The organism is Flagellimonas spongiicola, from assembly GCF_023502425.1.
Lineage (GTDB): Bacteria > Bacteroidota > Bacteroidia > Flavobacteriales > Flavobacteriaceae > Flagellimonas > Flagellimonas spongiicola.
Genome location: NZ_JAMFMA010000002.1, coordinates 355577 through 375044, shown reverse-complemented (window position 1 = coordinate 375044; position 19468 = coordinate 355577). Strand labels below are relative to the sequence as shown.

The window sequence follows — 19468 nt, the reverse complement described above, 5'->3', positions numbered from 1 at the left end:
AATTAAAGTTAACAAATACCTTGCCATCAACCTGATAAAGAGACGTTAAATAACAAATTATTCGATGAATAGTTGCCTTTTACTTTAACTCCTAAAAGTCGTAAATTGAATCGATTGGCATTTGTTAGTCAGTTGTTTAATAACCAAACCATGAAGAAAAGGCAATTTTTAAAGCATATAGGAATGGCGGCAATGGCCACATCTGTTGCTCCGCTATATGCCGGAAATAAGGATTTTGATTCGAATGCTTTAGAATATCCAAAGGGATACGGTGAAGATTTTTGGAATCGTATCCGTCAAGATTTTGACCTGAAACCTGATTACATCAATCTGGAAAATGGGTATTACTGTATAATTCCAAGACCAACGCTTAGTAAACTCCATGAGCTCACTAACATGGTAAACTATGAAGGTTCGTATTATATGCGAACCGTACAATGGGATAACAAGGAAAAAGTGACAAGCAGATTGGCCAATTTTGTGAGTTGCGACCCAAAATCCTTGTTGATTACCAGAAATACTACTGAATCGTTGGATATGATCATTGGTGGTTTTCCTTGGAAAAAGGGTGATGAAGCAGTTTTTGCATTACAGGATTATGGGGCAATGCGAGACCATTTTTATATGGTTCGCGATCGCTACGGTATAGTTTGCAAGGAGGTTTCAGTACCGAATAATCCCAAAACGGATGATGAACTTGTAGAACTTTATGAATCTCAAATTACGGCTAAGACCAAATTACTAATGGTCTGCCATATGATCAATATCACTGGACAGATTCTACCCATAAAAAAGATTTGTGCCATGGCACACAAGCATGGCGTTGAGGTCTTGGTAGATGGTGCTCATGCCGTTGGTCATATCGATGTTGATATTTCGGATTTGGACTGTGATTATTATGGCTCCAGCTTACACAAATGGCTAAATGCACCACTAGGAGTGGGCTTGTTGTATGTCGCGCCGAAGCATGTGGGTAAAATCTGGCCGTTACTCTCCGAATACAATCGTAAGCCTGATGATATTCTTCGTTTAGGGCATACAGGTACCAATCCAGTGCATATTTACCTTGCCATTGATGCAGCCCTTGATTATCTAGAACAAATAGGCATCCAAAGAAAGGAGGAGCGTTTGCACTACCTCCAAAGATATTGGAGTGATAAGCTACGAGGGTATCCCAAAATAGTGGTGAACACGCCTGAGCAAGCACATCGTTCGTGTGGTATCGCAAATGTTGGCCTGGAAAATATGAAACCTGCAGACTTGGCCAAAACCTTGTTGGATGAATTCAAAGTTTGGACTGTGGCCATTGACGGTGCCAACGTACATGGATGCAGAATTACACCGAACATTTATACAACCACTAAAGACTTGGATGTATTTGTGGAAGCTATGAAAACCCTAGCGCAAAGAGCGTAAATCAAGTGGATGGTTTAATCAATATAATCCACCAATTTTTCAGGTCCTTCCAGCAGGACTCTTACGATTTGTAGTGTGCCATCAGGTTTTGTGGCAATCTGCCATTTGATTAGTGACAATTCCCCATTCTCAAGTTCAATGCCTGTAATGCTTCGTGGGTGTACACAACTTCCATCGTTGAAAAACGGAATTTGACCTGGTTCCGGAAATCTAGGTCTGTGCGTGTGTCCGGCAATGGTGATTCTGAGATCATTCTCCAAAATCCATTTCTTAATCCTTTTTTCAATTCGGATCAGTTCCTTGTAATTTTTAGCCGGACTTGTTGGGTCGGCAATTCCAACAACCTGCAAGGGTTTCCAGAGTATACGTACCAAAAAACGACCTATTCGCCAGAAATTGTAGTTCCACCAATCTGCTTGATGGCCATGAGTACAGAATAATTCCTGTTGCGTTTCACGATGTTGTAACAATAAGGCTTCATGATAGGTGATTCCTTCAAATAACTCCTTGTCGGAATCGTCAATGGGTTCAAAATAGCTGGATAAATGTTTATCTACATACCATTTATTGCGATAGACCATATCGTGATTGCCCCAAACCATATGCAAGCGGTTTTCCATGTGGAACTGACGCAGCAACTGATACACATTTTTATGGGCTTCAAAAATGGATTCAAAATGGAGATTTTCCCAAAGCTCGTCCCCATCACCTAATTCGCAATACTGAAATCCATTGCGATAATAATGGTTCAATGCATGAAAATAGATGTTCCGATTATTGGCGAAATCATCCGCAAAACTGTTGTCCCCTCTATGACAATCACTAAAAAAGATGAACTTGGAGGTATCATCGAACGGGATTGTCTTGGCACTTTTATATGCTCTATCTAGCCTTCTTCTTGAGGACATGGATCAAATTTTCCTAAATATCCTAAAAATGTGAACAATAGCATAAAGATTCCCTTAACAAAGGGGCATTTTTTCTTTTTGTAACTTTACCTGCTAAAACTCGACTAAATAGGCATATGAAGCAGAACTACAACGATGATGGCCCAATGCTTCAATTGGTTAGCTTTAATAAGCTATTGGAGCATTATGACGAGCAGCTGAAAAGCAAGAACAAGTTTTTGGCTGATAGGGCTAAATACATATTGGAGGCGCAGGCCCCTTACCCAGAATTAAGGGAAGGTTTCAATGATGTGGCACTATTGGAAAAGCACAAGGAACTGATAGAGTTGATTCTTACAGACACCTTTGCACCAATGCTTACCAATAACGAAATAAAAGCAGCTACTACTCCTTTTGAAAATAATATTTTCAATTCCTCGGATAGGTTCAAGAAAATATTGAGTGAGGCCGGCGATGGTTTTGAATTGGAAATACGTAATCTGCCAAAGGACCTCAACTATATAATGAAATGTACCGTGGTCCTAGGGTTTTACTATGGCTTTAAAATGGATTTTAGAAGACCTCTGTTCTTCGATATTCCAGATGCAAACGGGGTTATGCGCCATTATAGAATCCTTTACAATGCCGATTTTATGGAAATAAGTCCTACGGAAAATGCCAAGGAACTTACCCAATCGGATGTAGATGAACTACTCGCCAATTTTGATGATATTGAATTGTGGAAGGAAAAGATTCCGCCACACAGTTTCATATCCAAAGGGTTTGTTATTGCCAATATGTTCGATGTTACCGCCGAACAGTCCATTTCTAATATTAAATCCACATTGATTGGGAACAATAAGCGGGGCAATGAAGATTTCATGGACAATTTCCAGGATACATTCAGGTCACTGTTCAATTTAAAAACCATCAATGTTGGTTTCACAGGATACGACTCCAAAACCAATAGATTTCTTAAGATTTACGGTAAGGGAATAGAAAGTTATATCCTTAAAGGAAAGGATATGGAATCTTGTGATAGTCTCTTGTGCGAATATTCCAAGGGCAAATTACTTGGTGAGATGAGTACATATTTCGCTATTCCTAATGTTGAAAAGATCTTTAAGATTTCTGAAGGAGGTCAGCCTTATGAAAACCTGCACAGGCAAGGCATCAAAAGTGCCATTTTAGCACCAATTACAGATGATGGTGTGTTGTTGGGTGTGCTGGAGTTGGTTTCAAACACGGTCAATGAGCTTAATAGTGTAAATGCCAACAAGTTGGATGATGTAATGCCATTCATTGTTTCTGCGGTTATACGATCTATTGAGGAGGAAGAGAATTTAGTGGATGCGATAATACAGCACGAATGTACCACAGTGCATTCCTCCGTATATTGGAAATTCCAAGAGGAGGCCAAACGATTCATGGCAGATGAACTGGTCGGCAACCAAGCAGTGTTCAAGGAAATCGTATTTAAAGATGTATATCCGCTTTATGGCCAAGTGGATATTAAAGAATCTTCCAAAGAGCGAAATCTTTCTATCCAAAAAGACTTGATGATTCAACTTTCTGAAATCAACACGGTCTTGGATGTGGCTTTCAAAGCCCACAAGCTTCCGATTTATGAAGAATTGATGTTTCGTGTAAATACGTATTTGGATGAAGTTAAGGAAGCTTTGTATACACATACGGAACAAGCCATATTCGATTTTGTCAAGGAAGAGGTCAATCCCGTCTTCAAACATTTAAAGGAAACGGATGCCAAAGTTGCTCCGTTTATCACGCAATATGAAGCTGATATAGATCCAGAGACGGAGTCTTACTATGACCATCGTAGAAATTATGACGATAGTGTGATGGAAGCCAATATGGAACTTGCCGCACTTCTGGATAAGAAACAGTTGGAAGCCCAAGAAATGTTCCCTCATTATTTTGAGCGTTACAAGACTGATGGCGTCGAACACAATATGTACATCGGTAGTTCTATAGCCAATGACAGGAAATTTGATGAACTGTACTTAAGCAATTTAAGATTGTGGCAGCTTCAGGTAATGTGCGATATGGAAAACAAGTACTATGCACTAAAACCGAAACTTCCGGTAAAACTGGATGTGGCTTCCTTGATTTTGGTATACAGTACTTCGTTGGCCATTCGTTTTAGGATGGACGAGAAACGCTTTGATGTGGATGGCACTTACAATGCGCGCTATGAGATCATCAAGAAACGTATTGATAAATCATACATCAAAGGCACCAATGAGCGCCTTACCCAAAAAGGCAAACTGGCCATTGTTTATAGCCAACGTAAGGATGAGAAAGAGTATATGAGGTACATCAAATTCCTGAAAGCCAAGGGGTACTTTACGAACAACATAGAAATTGTGGAGTTGGAAGGTTTGCAAGGTGTAACAGGCTTAAAGGCTATTCGTGCTGAAATTCTCTATACGGGTGATAAGGACACCAAATCCGAAAGGACGTACACCTATGAGGACCTTATGGAAGAATTGAAATCCTAATGTAAACTACATCCGTTCCAATCCGCCCAAGAAATTAAAGGATAGCGCGAATGTAATTACGGATATGATAATACCAAGCATGAAAATGGTATAGGTCAATCGAAGGATTTTGTATTTCCTGTTTAGGACTAACCCCAGAAAGTAAAGGTCTTTGGTTAAGGAGGAATAAATATAATCCTTGTCCTTTACCAATTCTTGAATTGCCCATTCATAATCAGCAAGGCTCATTTTATGGAAATTCCCAAAGAACAATAGGTTGACCTTCTTTTGTTCCACATCTGATTTTGTGAACTGCCCGCTGGTAACATTAGGTCTTGTTGCCAAAACAGCCAGAATCATGGATACTACGCTAAAGGTTATGAATACAGCAGTGGGCAATATCAAATAAGCATTGGTGGGGTTGTCCAGTTTAGGTATAAGATTGGACAGGGCCACCGAAATAATGATTGCATTTACCGAGAGTAGGATATTCGCTTTGGTATCGGCAATATCACTTAAGGTCAAATGGTTTTTAAGGGTGACCCGGAACAAGGTTTGGATTCCGCGGTCTGGGCTTTCATTCTTGTATTTGGCCTTAAGGGCTTCTTTTTTGGCAATTTCCTTTTCGGTCTTTTTCTCTTTTACCAGTTGTTTTAGGTTCTTCTCCTTACCATCAGACCAATTTTCCTTGGCATAATCTGTATAAAATTGATGTTCGTTACGGAACATCTTGATATTAATGTCTCGCCAATCTTTGTTGGAGTAATCCGCCAGTCCCAATTCTTTGAGTTCGTCCCTTAAGTAATCCGTGGTTTCCCAATAACTACCCTGCGCAAAATGAGACGCATCCGCATCCCTAATGATTTCTTCAGTAAGGTTTGTTGGTTCATGGTACCTTTTGGTGGCCATTATGGAAGCACAAATCTCTTCAATAGCATTTGCATCATACTTTTCTTTCTTCAAAAAGTCTGTGGCGATTACACAACTTGCTGCCTCATGGTCCTTCACACCTTTGGTGTATCCTGTATCATGAAACCAAGCGGTAAGCAATAGCTTTTCATCTGCAGCATCTCCCAGATTGTAGAAATTGAGCAATTCTTTAGTACTTTTAACTACACGTTGGGTATGTTTAAGATTGTGGTAAAGAAATTTGGGATCTAAATTTTTTTCCAAAATTTCCGTAACAAAAGATTCAGCTTTTTCTACAATTTCCGACATATTAGTACTTTGAACAATCCAAAATACAAAATTTTGGACTCAACCTCATCGATATGAAACAACATTACCTCTTAATACTCTTGATATTCCTTTCGGCTGGATGTGCCACTTATGAGGCCAAATATGCCGAGCCATTCGTTCCTAGTAGTATAAGTTCGGAAAAAGAAGTAGAACATACATTTTATTTGATCGGTGATGCTGGAAAATCTCCGGTTGGTGATTTGAACCCTGCTTTAAAGAAGATAAAGCGGGAATTGACCGATGCATCCAAAAACAGTACTGCGATTTTTTTGGGTGACAATATCTATCCTGCAGGTTTCTCTAGTAAAAACGAAGATCCTGAAGGTCATGAATTGGCAAAAAACCATTTGGACGCCCAGCTAGAGACCTTGAAAGAGTTTAAAGGTCGGACAGTTTTTATTCCTGGAAACCACGATTGGTATGCCAATGGTCTCAAGGGATTGGAAAGAGAGGAGAAATACATTCAAAAAGCATTGGATAGCAAAGAGGTGTTCTTGCCGGATAACGGATGTCCTATTGAGAAAATTGAGATTAGTGATAAGGTGATGGTCATTGCCATCGACACCGAATGGTATCTGGTGGATTGGGACAAACACCCCACGATGAACGACGAATGTGAAATCAAAAGCCGAACACGTTTTTTTGAGGAATTCGAAAGTTTGATCAAAAAGAATCTGGATAAAACCATTATTGTTGCAATGCACCATCCCATGTTTACTTATGGATCGCATGGAGGTTACTTTTCATTCAAACAACATATTTCTCCTAGTGGAAATGTACCCTTGCCTATTATGGGTTCATTCATTAACTTTTTACGTAGAACTTCCGGCGCAACCATTGAAGATGTTTCCAACAAAATGTACGATCGCCTTCGAAATCGGATAGTAACCTTGTCACAGTTTTCTGATAAGGTGATTTTCACTTCTGGACATGAACATACCTTACAATATATTGTTGAAGAGGGCATTCCACAGATTGTTAGTGGTTCTGGTGCAAAAAAGGGAGCCACTAAACTCTTGAATGGTAGTAAGTTCTCTACAGGAAAAATGGGCTATGCGGTGTTAACGGTATATAAAGACGGTTCTTCAGATGTAGATTTCCGGGGAGCTGAAGAAAATGAAGATGTATTATACCAAACCCAAGTACTTCCACCAGATGAAACGGGGCAAACCAATGATTATGGCAATGATTTTCCAGCTTATGGAACATCATCGGTATACACCGAAGAGGAAATTCAGGCGAATGGGTTCCATAAATGGTTTTGGGGAGAGCGGTATAGAAAATATTACGGGACTAAGGTAAAAGCTCCCACTGTACTTTTGGATACGATTATGGGTGGGCTGAAAGTCATTCGCAAGGGAGGTGGAAACCAATCCAATTCGTTACGACTACAGCACGCTGATGGTCGACAGTTTGTATTACGTGCACTACGAAAAAGTGCGGAACGCTATCTGCAAGCCATGTTGTTCCAAGAGTCGTATGTAATTGGAAAGTTTGAAGATTCATATCCAGAGCGGTTGCTACTGGATTTGTATACAGGAGCACATCCTTATGCACCATTTACATTAGGTCCTTTGTCAGATGCAATAGGTGTGTATCATACCAATCCAAAATTGTATTATTTACCTAGGCAGAATGCACTAGGGGACTTTAATAGTGAATTTGGGGATGAACTGGTCATGATAGAAGAACATGTGTCTAAAGGACATGATATTGAAAGTTTTGGGCGTACCAAGGATATTGAGAGTACATACGACCTAATCAAGAAGCTCCGAAAAGATGAAAAATATGCAATGGACCAGGTGCTGTATGCTAGGGCCAGACTTTTTGATATGATGCTAGGTGATTGGGATAGGCATGTGGATCAATGGAGATGGGCGGAGTTTGAAGAAGGAGATAAAGTAATCTATCGACCCATCCCAAGAGATCGCGACCAAGCTTATTCAATTTGGGGTGATGGATTTTTCATGGGAATTGCTTCCAAAACTGTTCCTAGCCTAAAAATATTTGAGGGCTTTGGTGATGAAATCCGAAGTGTGAAGGGATTTACATCTTCTCCCAAAACCTTTGCCTTGGATATGGCGGTTTTGTCTGAAACAACCCTTGAGCAATGGTTAGAACAAGCCAAATACATTCAACAGCATATTACTGAGCGTACAATTGATGAAGCACTGCTGTTGTTTCCTGAAGAGGTTCGGGATGAAACAATGGATGAAATCAAAAGAAAGCTGTTAAGAAGAAAGCATAATTTGGTGGAAACGGCAAGGGAATATTTTGGTGTCATCAACAAATATAGTGTGGTTACGGGTACGGACAAGGACGATTATTTTCATATTACCTCCGATGGCAAAGGGAATTTGGAAGTTCGTGCATATCGCATAAAAGGTGGCGAGCGCGAAGATTTGTTTTTCCAGAAAACCTATAAACCAGAGCATACCAAAGAAGTATGGATCTATGGTCTGGATGATGACGATGTATTTGACATAAATACCAATTCATCCAAAATTGTATTGCGATTGGTGGGAGGGCAAAACAACGATGTTTATAAAATCGCGGAACGATCAAAAAAGGTGCATGCCTACGATTCTAGAAGCAAGAACAATACCTATGATGAAGCTTTCGGGGGCAACATCCATAGAATCAACGACTATGATACCAATACCTATGATTTTCTAAAAATAAAAGCCAGTAGCAATACTTTTTTGCCTGCGGTAGGTTTCAATCCTGATGACGGCTTTAGATTGGGATTTGTAAATATGTATACGCATAATGGGTTTAGGCAAAATCCGTTTACCCAACAACATACATTTAACGGAGCATTTTACTTTGCCACCAATGGTTTTGATTTTGGATACAATGGTGAATTCGCCAATGTCATAGAAGGGGTGAACTTAGAGCTGGATGCACGGTTTACCAGCCCCAATTTTTCCATTAACTTCTTTGGTTTTGGAAATGAAACTGAGAACATTGATGATGATCATCCATTAGGCCTTGATTACAATAGGGTAAAGCTAAGTACAATCAAATTTGCACCAGCCTTGGTATGGCGTGGTCGATTGGGCTCTAAGGTTAAAGTTGGGGTTTCCTATGAAGATTATGAAGTGGAAGAAACCGAAGATCGATTCATCAATGAATTCTTTGTGGACAATGGCGAAGAAAATGAGCAGAGCTTTTTTGGTGTGGAAGCAGGGTATAGTTATTCAAATACAGATAGTGAAGCATTTCCAACCCTGGGCATGAGCATTTCAGTTGCTGGGGGGTTCAAAACCAATCTTACGGAAACCGGTAATAGTTACTCTTATTTGATACCTAGCTTATCTGTTGATCATAAACTAACGGGAGACGGAAATTTAGTATTGGCCACAAAAGTAAAAGGTCATATTAACTTTGGGGATGGATTTGAATTTTACCAAGGAGCAACTATTGGAGCTAATGATGGACTTCGCGGTTTTAGGTTTCAAAGATTCACTGGAAAATCCTCGTTTTATCAAAATACCGACCTACGTTTGAGCCTAAGGAAAGGAAAAGCAGGATTTTTACCCGTAACACCTGGTATATATGGCGCATTTGATTATGGTAGAGTTTGGTTCCCAGGTGATGATTCTGATAAATGGCATAATTCTTACGGTGGTGGATTCTTTGTGGATGGCGCGGGAATCTTATCAGCCAATATGGGATTGTTCGGGAGCGCAGATGGTATGCGTTTTGCCTTTGGAATCGGATTTGGTTTTTAGTCCAAGGTATACGAATACAGGTTTCTTCCTTTAGTTTTGGATTGCTCATCAGCAATCAAGATGGTTTTATTATCCTTAAAACAGATGGATTCCTGTTGTGTACGATGCAATACATCTATCGTTCGTAAGTTGCCTTTGGTGAAATTTTCAGAACCAAAATCACTGAACAACCAGATAAAACCAGAACCTAGTAAGACTACTTTTTTTCCATCCGGAGAAATAGCGGCACCAGTAATGGAACAGAATTGTGTGTCTTCACAGGATTTAAACGTGCCAATTAACTCAGCCTCGTAGTTCCCTTCTTTTGCTGGAATTTTATAAATGAACGCCTTCCCTTGGTATGGCCTTGACCTGTCTTTTGTAATCAAAAAAAGATGGTCTTCATGATGAAAAAAGGCCTCGCAATCAAAATGCAATTTTGATTTTTTGGGCGGGAATTTGGTCTGTTCGGGATAGTGGAAACTAATTTTTTCAGCTTTGATTTTTTTACCCTTCGCCTTGTCAGGATTAGGGATTTTAAGAATGCTTAGGTTTTTTCTGTCGTTGGCATTATTTCCAAAATCCCCTATGTATAAATTCCCAGAATTGTCATTCGCCAAATCTTCCCAGTCATGGTTTTTTCCATTTTCTATTTCAAATTCCTTGACTAAAGTCCCTTGCAAATTAAGCCCGTAGATATGGTCTTTATTGCCATTATCCTCTATGGCCCAGATTATTTTACCATTATTGGTAGCTATGCCTGAGACTTCATTAAGTTTGGCCGGCAGTTTTCCTAAATAATTAAAATCACCATACCAAGGTTTTTGAGCGCAAGCACTCATCATACTCAAGAGCAATAACAGGCCCGTTCTAATCATTGCTTTCCTTTATTGGCAAGTAGATTTCCGCTTTCCAATTCAATTCGTCACCACCCATATTTGGGTTATTGTAAAATACTTCCACAGGTTTGTTTTCAACGGCAATATTGTTCTTTTTCGCATAATCCAACAACGCATACCATGCTCTATCAGAAGTAATGTAATTGCCATTGTAAACCGCTTTGAGGGCTCTTTGAGGGAAAATTCGCTTGTATTGAATATCAGTTCCTATTGGAAGTTTTTCGGAGCGGATTATAGGATGCCCAAAATTGTATTCAATACTATCTTTTTCCATATCCCATTTTGTGACTTGCACCATTGGTGGGCCATTCAATTCCACTTGGTGTTCCAACAACATCTGGCTGATATAGGCTAGATTTTCCATCATGCCGCCAGCCTTTTGAAATTGGGTACACTTTACTGGAACGTAAGCAATGTATTTTTCCGGAATTTCTTCAATCCCTTCAATCGTTACCTTAAACTTATCAATATGATCATTGATGTTTTCCATAAAGTTGAGTACTGTTTTTCGAGATCGCTTCTCAAAATCGGTATCGGAGAAAGGAACTTTTATCTTGTTTGACAAGCTGAAATTCTCATCTCGAATATTCACAACAACCTTGGAAAGGGAGTCGCCCAGTGGAATAATTTCCCAGTCATAAATGTGTGTGGAATCATTGAACTTAAGCCTTTGGTGTAAGTGCAGTATATCTCTATCAAACTGTACCGGTGCATCGGAATCCAAACTTAAATTCCAAAGTTTTATGGTCTGGTTAATCGCTCCTGGAAATGTTTTTGCTTCAAATCGAATAGTGTAATCCGATGGTTTTACAAATAGATACCAGGCTAATAGAATTAAAAGCAGTGCTGAGAATATCCACAGAAATTTCTTCATTCCTTTTTGTCGTTCTAATATGATAAATTAATTCATGTCTAGATTATCCACCACAAATTGCCCAAGATCTCGGCCCTGTTTTACACCAACATTTACGGCCGCTCTATAATGGATTCCACCATACATACGACTTATTGCTGCTTCGTCTGCCGCAGCATTGAACGATTTAAATGATCTGACAGGAAGTCCATATGGGATTTCAGTGTCATCGTCAAAAGCAAAATTGTCTCCAAAGATGCTTGTCAATGTGATGCCAGCAGCACCAGAAACCACACTATGACCACTTGTGTATTCTGGGAATGGAGGTGTCTGCAACACTGGTTCCCAACTATCATCTATATGTTCATTGATCAATGTTTCTGGCCGAATTAGATTACTGCGGTACTTTTCATCCCAACAACTAATGAAGGCATCAGCGATAGCCATGGAAGTTTTGGTATAGGCATATACGGTTTTTGCAAAATCGGAATTTGTTTTGCGCGTAGCAATTTTAACAATACCAATCCAGTGCGCTCCAGGGGTTATTTTTTTTGTGGCAAACATTAAATGCCCACGAGTGACCGAAACATAGGGATTACAATCCCAGAATTGTGCAATGGCCACTTCCTCAGAATCGTCGCCTTTGGCGGTAATTTCCTGACTGATATCGTAAACTTCCTTCACTTCTTTGAAAAAATCCGTGCCTTCTTCCATAGAAAAGAGAGGAGGAGGTAATGGTTTGAATTGAGCTGCAGAATCGATGACAAAGGGTCTGATTTTACTCCAATGCGGTTCAATACCACTCATGTACGCCGGAGGCGTGGGTTGCCATCTTGACGGATTTTCGGAATTCACCGTAAACTTCGGCATGGTACGGGTCTGTTTGTAATTGTCCCCATCCATCCAAGCCCCTATATGATCAGAAACTTCCAGTGCATAAGCCTTCGAGGCATTGAACACAGTTTCATTTTTATCGGACCAAATGGCGTAAAGACTATCGCGGTAAGTTTCAATACGGTCTTCTGAGAAAATCAACTTTTTGCTCATATCGATATGCGCAATCAAAGCGGCTAACTCATAATTGATCACCTCTGGATTGGCTGGCGCAGGTATTTCAGTCAAATCCCTTGCTTGTCCTGCCAACGACTTATAATCGTCATGTTTTTGTGCTAGAATTTGATAGGCAGCAACGTTTGGATAGGCAAAAATCCGACTTGCGACTGGTGGTGAGAAAATATCATGAATCATCACCTCGGTGACTTTATCCACCGAACTGTGGTAGTCTTCTGGGCTAATGATTATTGCCTCTTCCTTTGGAGCACACGATGCCAATAGCAAAACAAGTAGTGCAATGGTTCCAATTCTCTCTTTCATTGTATCAGGTTTAGTTGTTGTATTTGTATAACTGGGCGCGATCATTGTTAAAGACCACCAACAAGTGTTTTTCGCCTTTAAATTCAATTATTTTCAAGTGTCTAATTGATTTTTTGGTGAAATCCAAGCCCAATTGATTTCCCAAAGTTACTTTTTCTTCATTTTCCAGCAATGCACCTGGAAATGAATCAAATCTACCATGATAAGGTTTAACACCAAAGTAGTTTCCGCCAATCAAAACTTCAGCATTCCCATCTCCGTCAAAATCGTCTGAAACAAAGTCCTTGATAGGTGAAAGTTGTAATTCCGGCCCAAATGGAACAAACTCAAATGTACCATTGTTGTTTTTAAGATAGCCCGAGTGTAGCGTATTGACTTCCAATATTGTAGCTTGACTCAATACTTCTTCCGGGAACAATCCATCCATTGTAGTACCGGCAAACGACTTATAGTTCGTGAAACGTTTTTTCAATACGACCATCTGGGAAGACAAGCCATCCAATGATTCCAATGGATAGTAGGTGCCATTTTTTTCCATGGCCGTTATGGTTTCTATCTGACCATTATTGTCAAAATCATGACGGTACAGCTTCATAGGGAAAGCTGTGGATGCTTTGAATTTGGAATTGGTCCCCCAATTGCCCAGTAGGTAATCTTTATCGCCATCTGAGTCAATATCAAAGGCTTCGATGGTTTGCCATAACCCATTTAGTTCTATCCCTTGGACTTGTATGAATTGTCCATTTCTGTTTTCAAAAAAAGTAGGGGACATCCATTCACCTATCACGATGAGGTCCGTTTGTCCATCTTTGTTCCAATCATCCCATAAAGCATCAGTAACCATACCTCGGAAACCGTTGTTGGCAAAACCTTTTTGTTCCGAAAATTGACCATTTTCATTGATCAATAACTGGGAAGGGATTGGTACACCAAAATTGGAGGTCAAAGTATGCCCGCCGATAAAAACATCAAGATCTCCATCATCGTCAATATCATAGGGTCTGATAACCGATGAATTTTGGAATAGTTTTGGCAATTCCTGTTTTTCGAAACCTTTATCATTTTGAAGGTAAAGCTGATCCAATAATTCTTCTGATTCCCCAAAGAAATCGCCACCCCCTGAGCTTATCAGGATATCCATGGTTTGATCATTGTTGAAATCGGAAATGACAGCATCCACATTTTCCTTAATTGAATCCCGCACTAATTCAGGGTAATATGATGCTTCAAAACCTGAATCTGTCTGAATATAAACTTTTGCTGACTTGTATTTAGAAGCCCCAAAATAGATGTCCGTATATCCGTCACCATTCAAATCGCCTAAAGCTACCGCTGGACCTTGATCGGAAATTTGATATGGAATCAGTTTTTCCCGGTTGAAATCAGTATAGATGTCTTCTTCATGAACATAGTCCAGACCTAAACTGTCCGGGATTTTTGTGAACAATGGGTTTGCGGCAGGAGTAAGCTGGCCATAGGAAAAAGGTTTTGTGCCCTCTGGGCTCACAATTATGGTTTGATTGACCGAAACATCCTTTAAAACTTGAAACTGTTTATTGGGCCACACAATTTTCATGGAATCCACCTGTGTGCTATTCCCAAATCCAAAATGAACAATTGGTTCTGAAGAAGCTTGAAAACCACGGGATGGAAACAATTCCTTGAATTGGAGTTTCCCATTTGTGTAGGCATACACTTTTGATCCAACTCCAAACTGGTTTTTTTCCGAAAAGTTCAGCTTCAAATTCAGATAATTCCTTTGCGCATCAGTTTTGTTAATGTAAAGTCGAGCCGGTGCGAATAAGTTGTTGGTCACCAAGTCCAAATCACCGTCCCCATCTAGATCACCCATGGCAGTGGCTCCAGAAATCAAGGTGTCGTTGGTAATCCAAGAGGTGGACATATCCTCAAATCCAAGTCCTTCAGTGCCTTTGAAAATGTAGTTGGAAGCTGTTCCCGACGGCATTAAACCCAACGCTTCCTGATCTACAAGTTTAGTGTTGTCAATCTTACTTTTGATTTGATCGCTAGAAAGAAAATTGATGAAATCCAAATCATTCGGTCGTTTAGGAATTCCATTGGAAACGAATAGATCCTGTTTTCCATCTTGATCATAATCCCCGAATAATGCGCTCCAACTCCAATCTGTTGCGGATACACCACTCATTAACGCAGTTTCCAAATAGTTGCCATCAGGTTGGTTAATGAACAGCATATTTCTCGTAAACTGGTAATGGTATCCAAATTCATTGATGCGGAGGCGCTGTGTTTGTATGTTGTCATCCCCTTCGGAGGATTTTAAGGCTACTTCATCCTCTGGTAACATATCCAAAGAAATTAAATCTGGCCGTCCATCACCATTAATATCCGCAACATCACTTCCCATAGAGAAGCGACTTGTATGACCAAAATACGCCCTTAAACTTTCGGTAAATGTTCCATCCCCGTTGTTCAAATAGTAGTAATCATCTTCATGGAAGTCGTTGCCAACATAAACATCTGGGTAACCATCTAGATTGAAATCGGATATGGCCAAGCCCAACCCATAGGCGTTGATACCGCCAAAAATCCCTGCTTCTTCGCTTACATCCACGAATTTGCCAGAATCATTGCGCAATAGTTTGTCCCCAGTCTCGTAATTGCGTTCAAATCTCAAATCGTACTTACCGTACGAATTTTGGGTATGCACCGCATGGTTGAGAAGATACATATCTAGGTCACCATCTAGGTCGTAATCGAAAAAAGCAGCATTGGAACTGTAAGAATCGAAGTCCAGTCCATACGCTGCAGCACTTTCCGTGAAGGTATTGTCACCATTATTGATGAAAAGCTCATTATAACCATCAAAGCCGTTTATTCCTACTACTGCGCAGGCATAAATATCCAAAAACCCATCACCATTGACATCTGCCATTACCGTACCCGTGTTCCAGCTGCTCTGGCCCTCAACTCCAGCAGATTCCGTAATGTCTTCGAATTTTAGATTTCCTTTGTTGAGATAAAGTTTGTTTTTTACTTGATTTCCGGTAAAATAAATATCTGGAAGTCCATCATTATTGATGTCACCAATGGCAACCCCTCCGCCATTATAAAAATAGAGGTAGTCCAAAATGCTGAGGTTTTCGGATTCGCTCAACAAATTTTCAAATTGAATTCCGGTTTCACTAGGGCTTGGATTTTTGAACAAATCCCCTTGCTTGGCACAACTTGCCACTAACAACGAACCAAAAAATATGCTAAGAATCCTATTCATTTATGGCAAAAATCTTGGGTTTTTCATTATTGATGGCTGCTATCAGGTATTCTTTACCAGCACTGTCCGTAATTTTTTGGAGCTGTTTTACCTCCTCTTTGATGGCAAAGCCGCTTTTATCATAGTTAAGCCATTCATAACCAAGGTTCCCATCACCCAATAGTAAATTTCCATAGCTGGCATCCAAGCGTGAAAATTGCGGTTTGAACTCAAAGTTGTTTCCCGCCATGATCAAATCTAAATTGCCATCGTTGTTTACATCCGTGCATGTGATATCGCAGATGCATGACAATTGGGCTCGAGGAGGTAGTTGTTTGATGGTAAATTTTCCTCCTCCTTCGTTTATGGCGATTACAGATGCTGAGGTGTTTACCTGCTTCACAATGGATTTATCCAATACTTCTTTTGGGATCAATTGATGAATGGTCCTTTTGGAGTAGTCTGAAGCCTTTAGGTTCTCTTTTTTAAGAGATACCATTTGCTCGGTTAACTCCCTTTTTTGATGGATTGGATAGTCACCTCCATCATAATTTTGGGTCACAATTTGTTCTATGGTTCCATTATCATCAAAATCGTTGATCCAGATTTTCATGGGTTGATATTCCAAGGGGCGATAATGGATATTCAGTCCTTGATTACCTAGAATCAAGTCTTGGTCGCCATCATTATCAAGGTCGGCTGCTTCCACGGTATTCCACCATCCATGTAAGCTATCCAAACTAGAAGGCATTGTGGACAAACGTCTTCCAGAATTTCTATAAATTTTTGGGGTACCCCATTCTGAACTTACGATCAAATCCAATTTACCATCCGAATTAACATCAGCCCACTCGGCATCCGTAATCATCCCAGCATCCTTTAATCCGTATGCCAATTTTTCCGTTGCATCAGCAAAGGTTCCATCACCTTTGTTTTCCAAAAACAAATGATCTGGTGATAGGCCATAAACACCAACAACACTTCGAGAACCAACAAAAACATCAATATCACCATCTTGATCAAAATCATGCGGAGCTAGTGTAGAAATGTTTTTGAAAGTGGAGGGAAGTTCCTGTTCTGATTTTGTAAAATTGCCTTTCCCATCATTAAGATACAGTCGTGCACGATATGTTGTTTGCTGGTTGACATTATTTCCGCCAGTACCCACCATAAGATCTAGGTCGGAATCCCCATCCGCATCGAACATTGCCGCAGCCACATCCTCAAAATTTTTGTCAAGCTCAAAAACTGGATTCGATTTTTGTTGGATGTTCCCATTGCCTTGGTGTAAATAAAGGGCGCCTGCTTGACCTTGTGCGCCTCCAATGAAGAAATCCTCATTACCGTCACCATTTACATCTCCAGTGGCCAATGATGGACCTTCTTGTGATAATTTGCTATAGATAAGACCCTCAAAATCAAAATCGTTGTAATGGTTCTCTTGATGACTTTGTAAGGTGTTCGAAGTCAACTCGGTAATCATAGTGGATTGACCATCAGGATTAGGTGGCGTATAATTGCCCGTATTGTTTTTGTAATCAACAGTGATGACTTGATTGGAGGGCACCTTGTTCAGTACTTGCGTTTTGTCATCTGGCCATACAATTCTGATGGAATCCAATTCGCTTGTTTTACCCAAGCCTAAGGTCATTCCATAATCCATTGAAGATTGAAATCCACGGGAAGGAATCAACTCTTGGTTTACAATATTTCCGTCAAAATAGAATTTTACCAATGTTCCAACTCCAAATTTGTTCGCTTCAGAACCGTTGAATTTTAATTGGATATAGTTATTGTCCAGCTGGGTGTTCGTGTTGTTTCGATAAATGAACGATTCGGTATTTACATTATTGATGACCATGTCCAAATCCCCATCATTGTCCAAATCCCCATATGCAGCTCCGTTGGAACGCGTTGGAAGTTCAAATCCCCATTCCTTGTTCGCATTTTTAAAGGTGATGTCTCCGTTGTTTTTATAGGCGTAATTGGGTTGTGGCTTAATTGGCATTTTGTTGATGATGGAATCAATGGATTCTTTCCGACCTGTCAATGCCATCTTTTGAATAATCTCATTGGCGAAGAAATCCACGAAATCCAAATCTGTCAGATCATGATTGATTCCATTGGTAATGAAGATATCCTTGAGTCCGTCATTGTCCATATCAAATATCAAACCAGCCCAACTCCAATCCGTTGCATCTATTCCGCTGTAATAGGCTACTTCAGAGAAAGTACCATTGCCATTGTTCAATTGCAAGGTGTTTTGAATATACTGCTGGAAGAAATCCTTGCTCTGCTTTAATTCAAAGACATTGTATCCTTCAAATTCCATTACGGATTTAACACGTTGTTCGTGTTCGGGAAGCATGTCAGTGATGAAAATATCGTTATGGCCATCGTTATTGACGTCTGCAATGTCTATCCCCATGGCGGAAAGACTCAGGTGCGATGTCCAATCCTTTATTTGCTCGTCAAACGTGCCATCTTTTTGGTTGATGTAGAGATAATCTCTTTCATAAAAATCATTGGAAACGTAGATGTCTGGATAAAGATCATTATTAAGGTCGGTCACCATTACGCCCAAACCAAAACCAATTAGACTGCCATAAATACCAGACTCTTCGCTGACATCCACAAAACGGCCATTATCATTTCGCAGCAACATATCACCCACACCTCTAAAAATATGAGGAACTCCTTCCCAGTCTTGTGCTCTTACTTCCCGTTGCTCTGCATAACCTAGACTACTTACTGGTATATTGCTGTTATTGAGGATGTAAGCGTCCAAATCGCCATCTTTGTCATAATCAAAAAAGGAAGCATGGGTCGTAAAACCTGTTTCCGCCAGATTAAATTCGGCGGCTTTTTCGGAAAAAGTCAAATCCCCATTGTTGATGTAGAGATCATTGTCATGGTTGTTTCCTTCCATGTTACCCGCGTTGCTTACGTAAATATCCAATAATCCATCCTGATTGATATCTACCATAACGACACCTGTGGACCATGGTTTGTTACCTGTAATACCTGCCGATTCCGAGATGTCCTCAAATTTTAAATCTCCTTTATTCAAGTACAATTTATTTGGCACCATATTCCCCGTTAGGTAGATGTCCGGAAGGCCATCATTGTTGATGTCACCAATAGCTACGCCACCACCATTGTAAAAATTACGGTATTTGAAAATGTTGAAGTTTTTTTGGTTTTCGACCTTATTAACGAAGGTCACCCCTGTTTCTTCTGAGGGTAATAGCGTAAATAGGGTTTCCTTATTTACATTGGAATCACTTTCATTTTGACCATTGCATGACACAAATAGAATAGTCAGTAAGGTTAGCTTCAATATGTTTGTGTTCATCT

Annotated in this window: 10 protein-coding genes; 3 read left to right on the top strand and 7 right to left on the bottom strand. The window is 40.0% G+C overall.

All coding sequences use genetic code 11. From position 1 onward, the window contains the following. Positions 1 to 150: 150 nt before the first annotated feature. On the top strand, positions 151 to 1416 hold the full coding sequence (locus M3P19_RS07840; protein ID WP_249657108.1) for an aminotransferase class V-fold PLP-dependent enzyme: 1266 nt from the start codon (positions 151 to 153) through the stop codon (positions 1414 to 1416). 14 nt (positions 1417 to 1430) lie between these two features. Here the strand turns inward: M3P19_RS07840 and M3P19_RS07835 are convergent, their stop codons facing one another. Next, the gene (locus M3P19_RS07835) at positions 1431 to 2324 is read right to left on the bottom strand and encodes a metallophosphoesterase (RefSeq protein WP_249657107.1); all 894 of its coding nucleotides are present in this window, start codon (positions 2322 to 2324) and stop codon (positions 1431 to 1433) included. 116 nt (positions 2325 to 2440) lie between these two features. On the opposite strand from M3P19_RS07835, the gene M3P19_RS07830 reads away from it, so the two are divergent. Further along, the gene (locus M3P19_RS07830) at positions 2441 to 4822 is read left to right on the top strand and encodes a GAF domain-containing protein (RefSeq protein ID WP_249657106.1); all 2382 of its coding nucleotides are present in this window, start codon (positions 2441 to 2443) and stop codon (positions 4820 to 4822) included. A gap of 6 nt (positions 4823 to 4828) precedes the next feature. Here the strand turns inward: M3P19_RS07830 and M3P19_RS07825 are convergent, their stop codons facing one another. Further along, the gene (locus tag M3P19_RS07825) at positions 4829 to 6019 is read right to left on the bottom strand and encodes a Pycsar system effector family protein (protein WP_249657105.1); all 1191 of its coding nucleotides are present in this window, start codon (positions 6017 to 6019) and stop codon (positions 4829 to 4831) included. A 53-nt stretch (positions 6020 to 6072) separates the two neighbouring features. Between M3P19_RS07825 and M3P19_RS07820 the strand changes: the two genes are divergently transcribed. Beyond that, complete coding sequence (locus M3P19_RS07820) at positions 6073 to 9774, top strand: metallophosphoesterase (RefSeq protein ID WP_249657104.1); 3702 nt, start codon at positions 6073 to 6075, stop codon at positions 9772 to 9774. Here M3P19_RS07820 and M3P19_RS07815 read toward each other — a convergent pair. From M3P19_RS07815 to M3P19_RS07795, 5 genes are read right to left on the bottom strand one after another with little or no spacing between them, the layout of a single operon-like run. Beyond that, positions 9771 to 10631 (bottom strand): NHL repeat-containing protein, encoded by an 861-nt coding sequence (locus tag M3P19_RS07815; protein WP_249657103.1) that lies wholly within the window; start codon positions 10629 to 10631, stop codon positions 9771 to 9773. The genes M3P19_RS07820 and M3P19_RS07815 overlap by 4 nt on opposite strands. Beyond that, positions 10624 to 11526 carry a GyrI-like domain-containing protein gene (locus M3P19_RS07810; RefSeq protein ID WP_249657102.1) on the bottom strand — a complete coding sequence of 301 codons (903 nt, stop codon included), beginning with the start codon at positions 11524 to 11526 and terminating at the stop codon, positions 10624 to 10626. The genes M3P19_RS07815 and M3P19_RS07810 overlap by 8 nt, the downstream gene beginning before the upstream one ends. Positions 11527 to 11553: 27 nt before the next feature. After that, positions 11554 to 12879: a vanadium-dependent haloperoxidase gene (locus M3P19_RS07805; RefSeq protein WP_249657101.1), complete on the bottom strand. Its 1326-nt coding sequence runs from the start codon at positions 12877 to 12879 to the stop codon at positions 11554 to 11556. Between the two features lie 10 nt (positions 12880 to 12889). Then, complete coding sequence (locus tag M3P19_RS07800; protein ID WP_249657100.1) at positions 12890 to 16132, bottom strand: CRTAC1 family protein; 3243 nt, start codon at positions 16130 to 16132, stop codon at positions 12890 to 12892. Then, a complete protein-coding gene (locus M3P19_RS07795) occupies positions 16125 to 19466 on the bottom strand; it encodes a VCBS repeat-containing protein (RefSeq protein ID WP_249657099.1) in 3342 nt (1113 codons plus the stop codon). The genes M3P19_RS07800 and M3P19_RS07795 overlap by 8 nt, the downstream gene beginning before the upstream one ends. Between the last annotated feature and the right edge of the window lie 2 nt (positions 19467 to 19468).

Excerpts from the sequence above, each read along its gene's own strand:
- M3P19_RS07840 (WP_249657108.1), top strand. The coding sequence starts at position 151 with ATGAAGAAAAGGCAATTTTTAAAGCATATAGGAATGGCGGCAATGGCC.
- M3P19_RS07835 (WP_249657107.1), bottom strand. The coding sequence starts at position 2,324 with ATGTCCTCAAGAAGAAGGCTAGATAGAGCATATAAAAGTGCCAAGACA.
- M3P19_RS07830 (WP_249657106.1), top strand. The coding sequence starts at position 2,441 with ATGAAGCAGAACTACAACGATGATGGCCCAATGCTTCAATTGGTTAGC.
- M3P19_RS07825 (WP_249657105.1), bottom strand. The coding sequence starts at position 6,019 with ATGTCGGAAATTGTAGAAAAAGCTGAATCTTTTGTTACGGAAATTTTG.
- M3P19_RS07820 (WP_249657104.1), top strand. The coding sequence starts at position 6,073 with ATGAAACAACATTACCTCTTAATACTCTTGATATTCCTTTCGGCTGGA.
- M3P19_RS07815 (WP_249657103.1), bottom strand. The coding sequence starts at position 10,631 with ATGATTAGAACGGGCCTGTTATTGCTCTTGAGTATGATGAGTGCTTGC.
- M3P19_RS07810 (WP_249657102.1), bottom strand. The coding sequence starts at position 11,526 with ATGAAGAAATTTCTGTGGATATTCTCAGCACTGCTTTTAATTCTATTA.
- M3P19_RS07805 (WP_249657101.1), bottom strand. The coding sequence starts at position 12,879 with ATGAAAGAGAGAATTGGAACCATTGCACTACTTGTTTTGCTATTGGCA.
- M3P19_RS07800 (WP_249657100.1), bottom strand. The coding sequence starts at position 16,132 with ATGAATAGGATTCTTAGCATATTTTTTGGTTCGTTGTTAGTGGCAAGT.
- M3P19_RS07795 (WP_249657099.1), bottom strand. The coding sequence starts at position 19,466 with ATGAACACAAACATATTGAAGCTAACCTTACTGACTATTCTATTTGTG.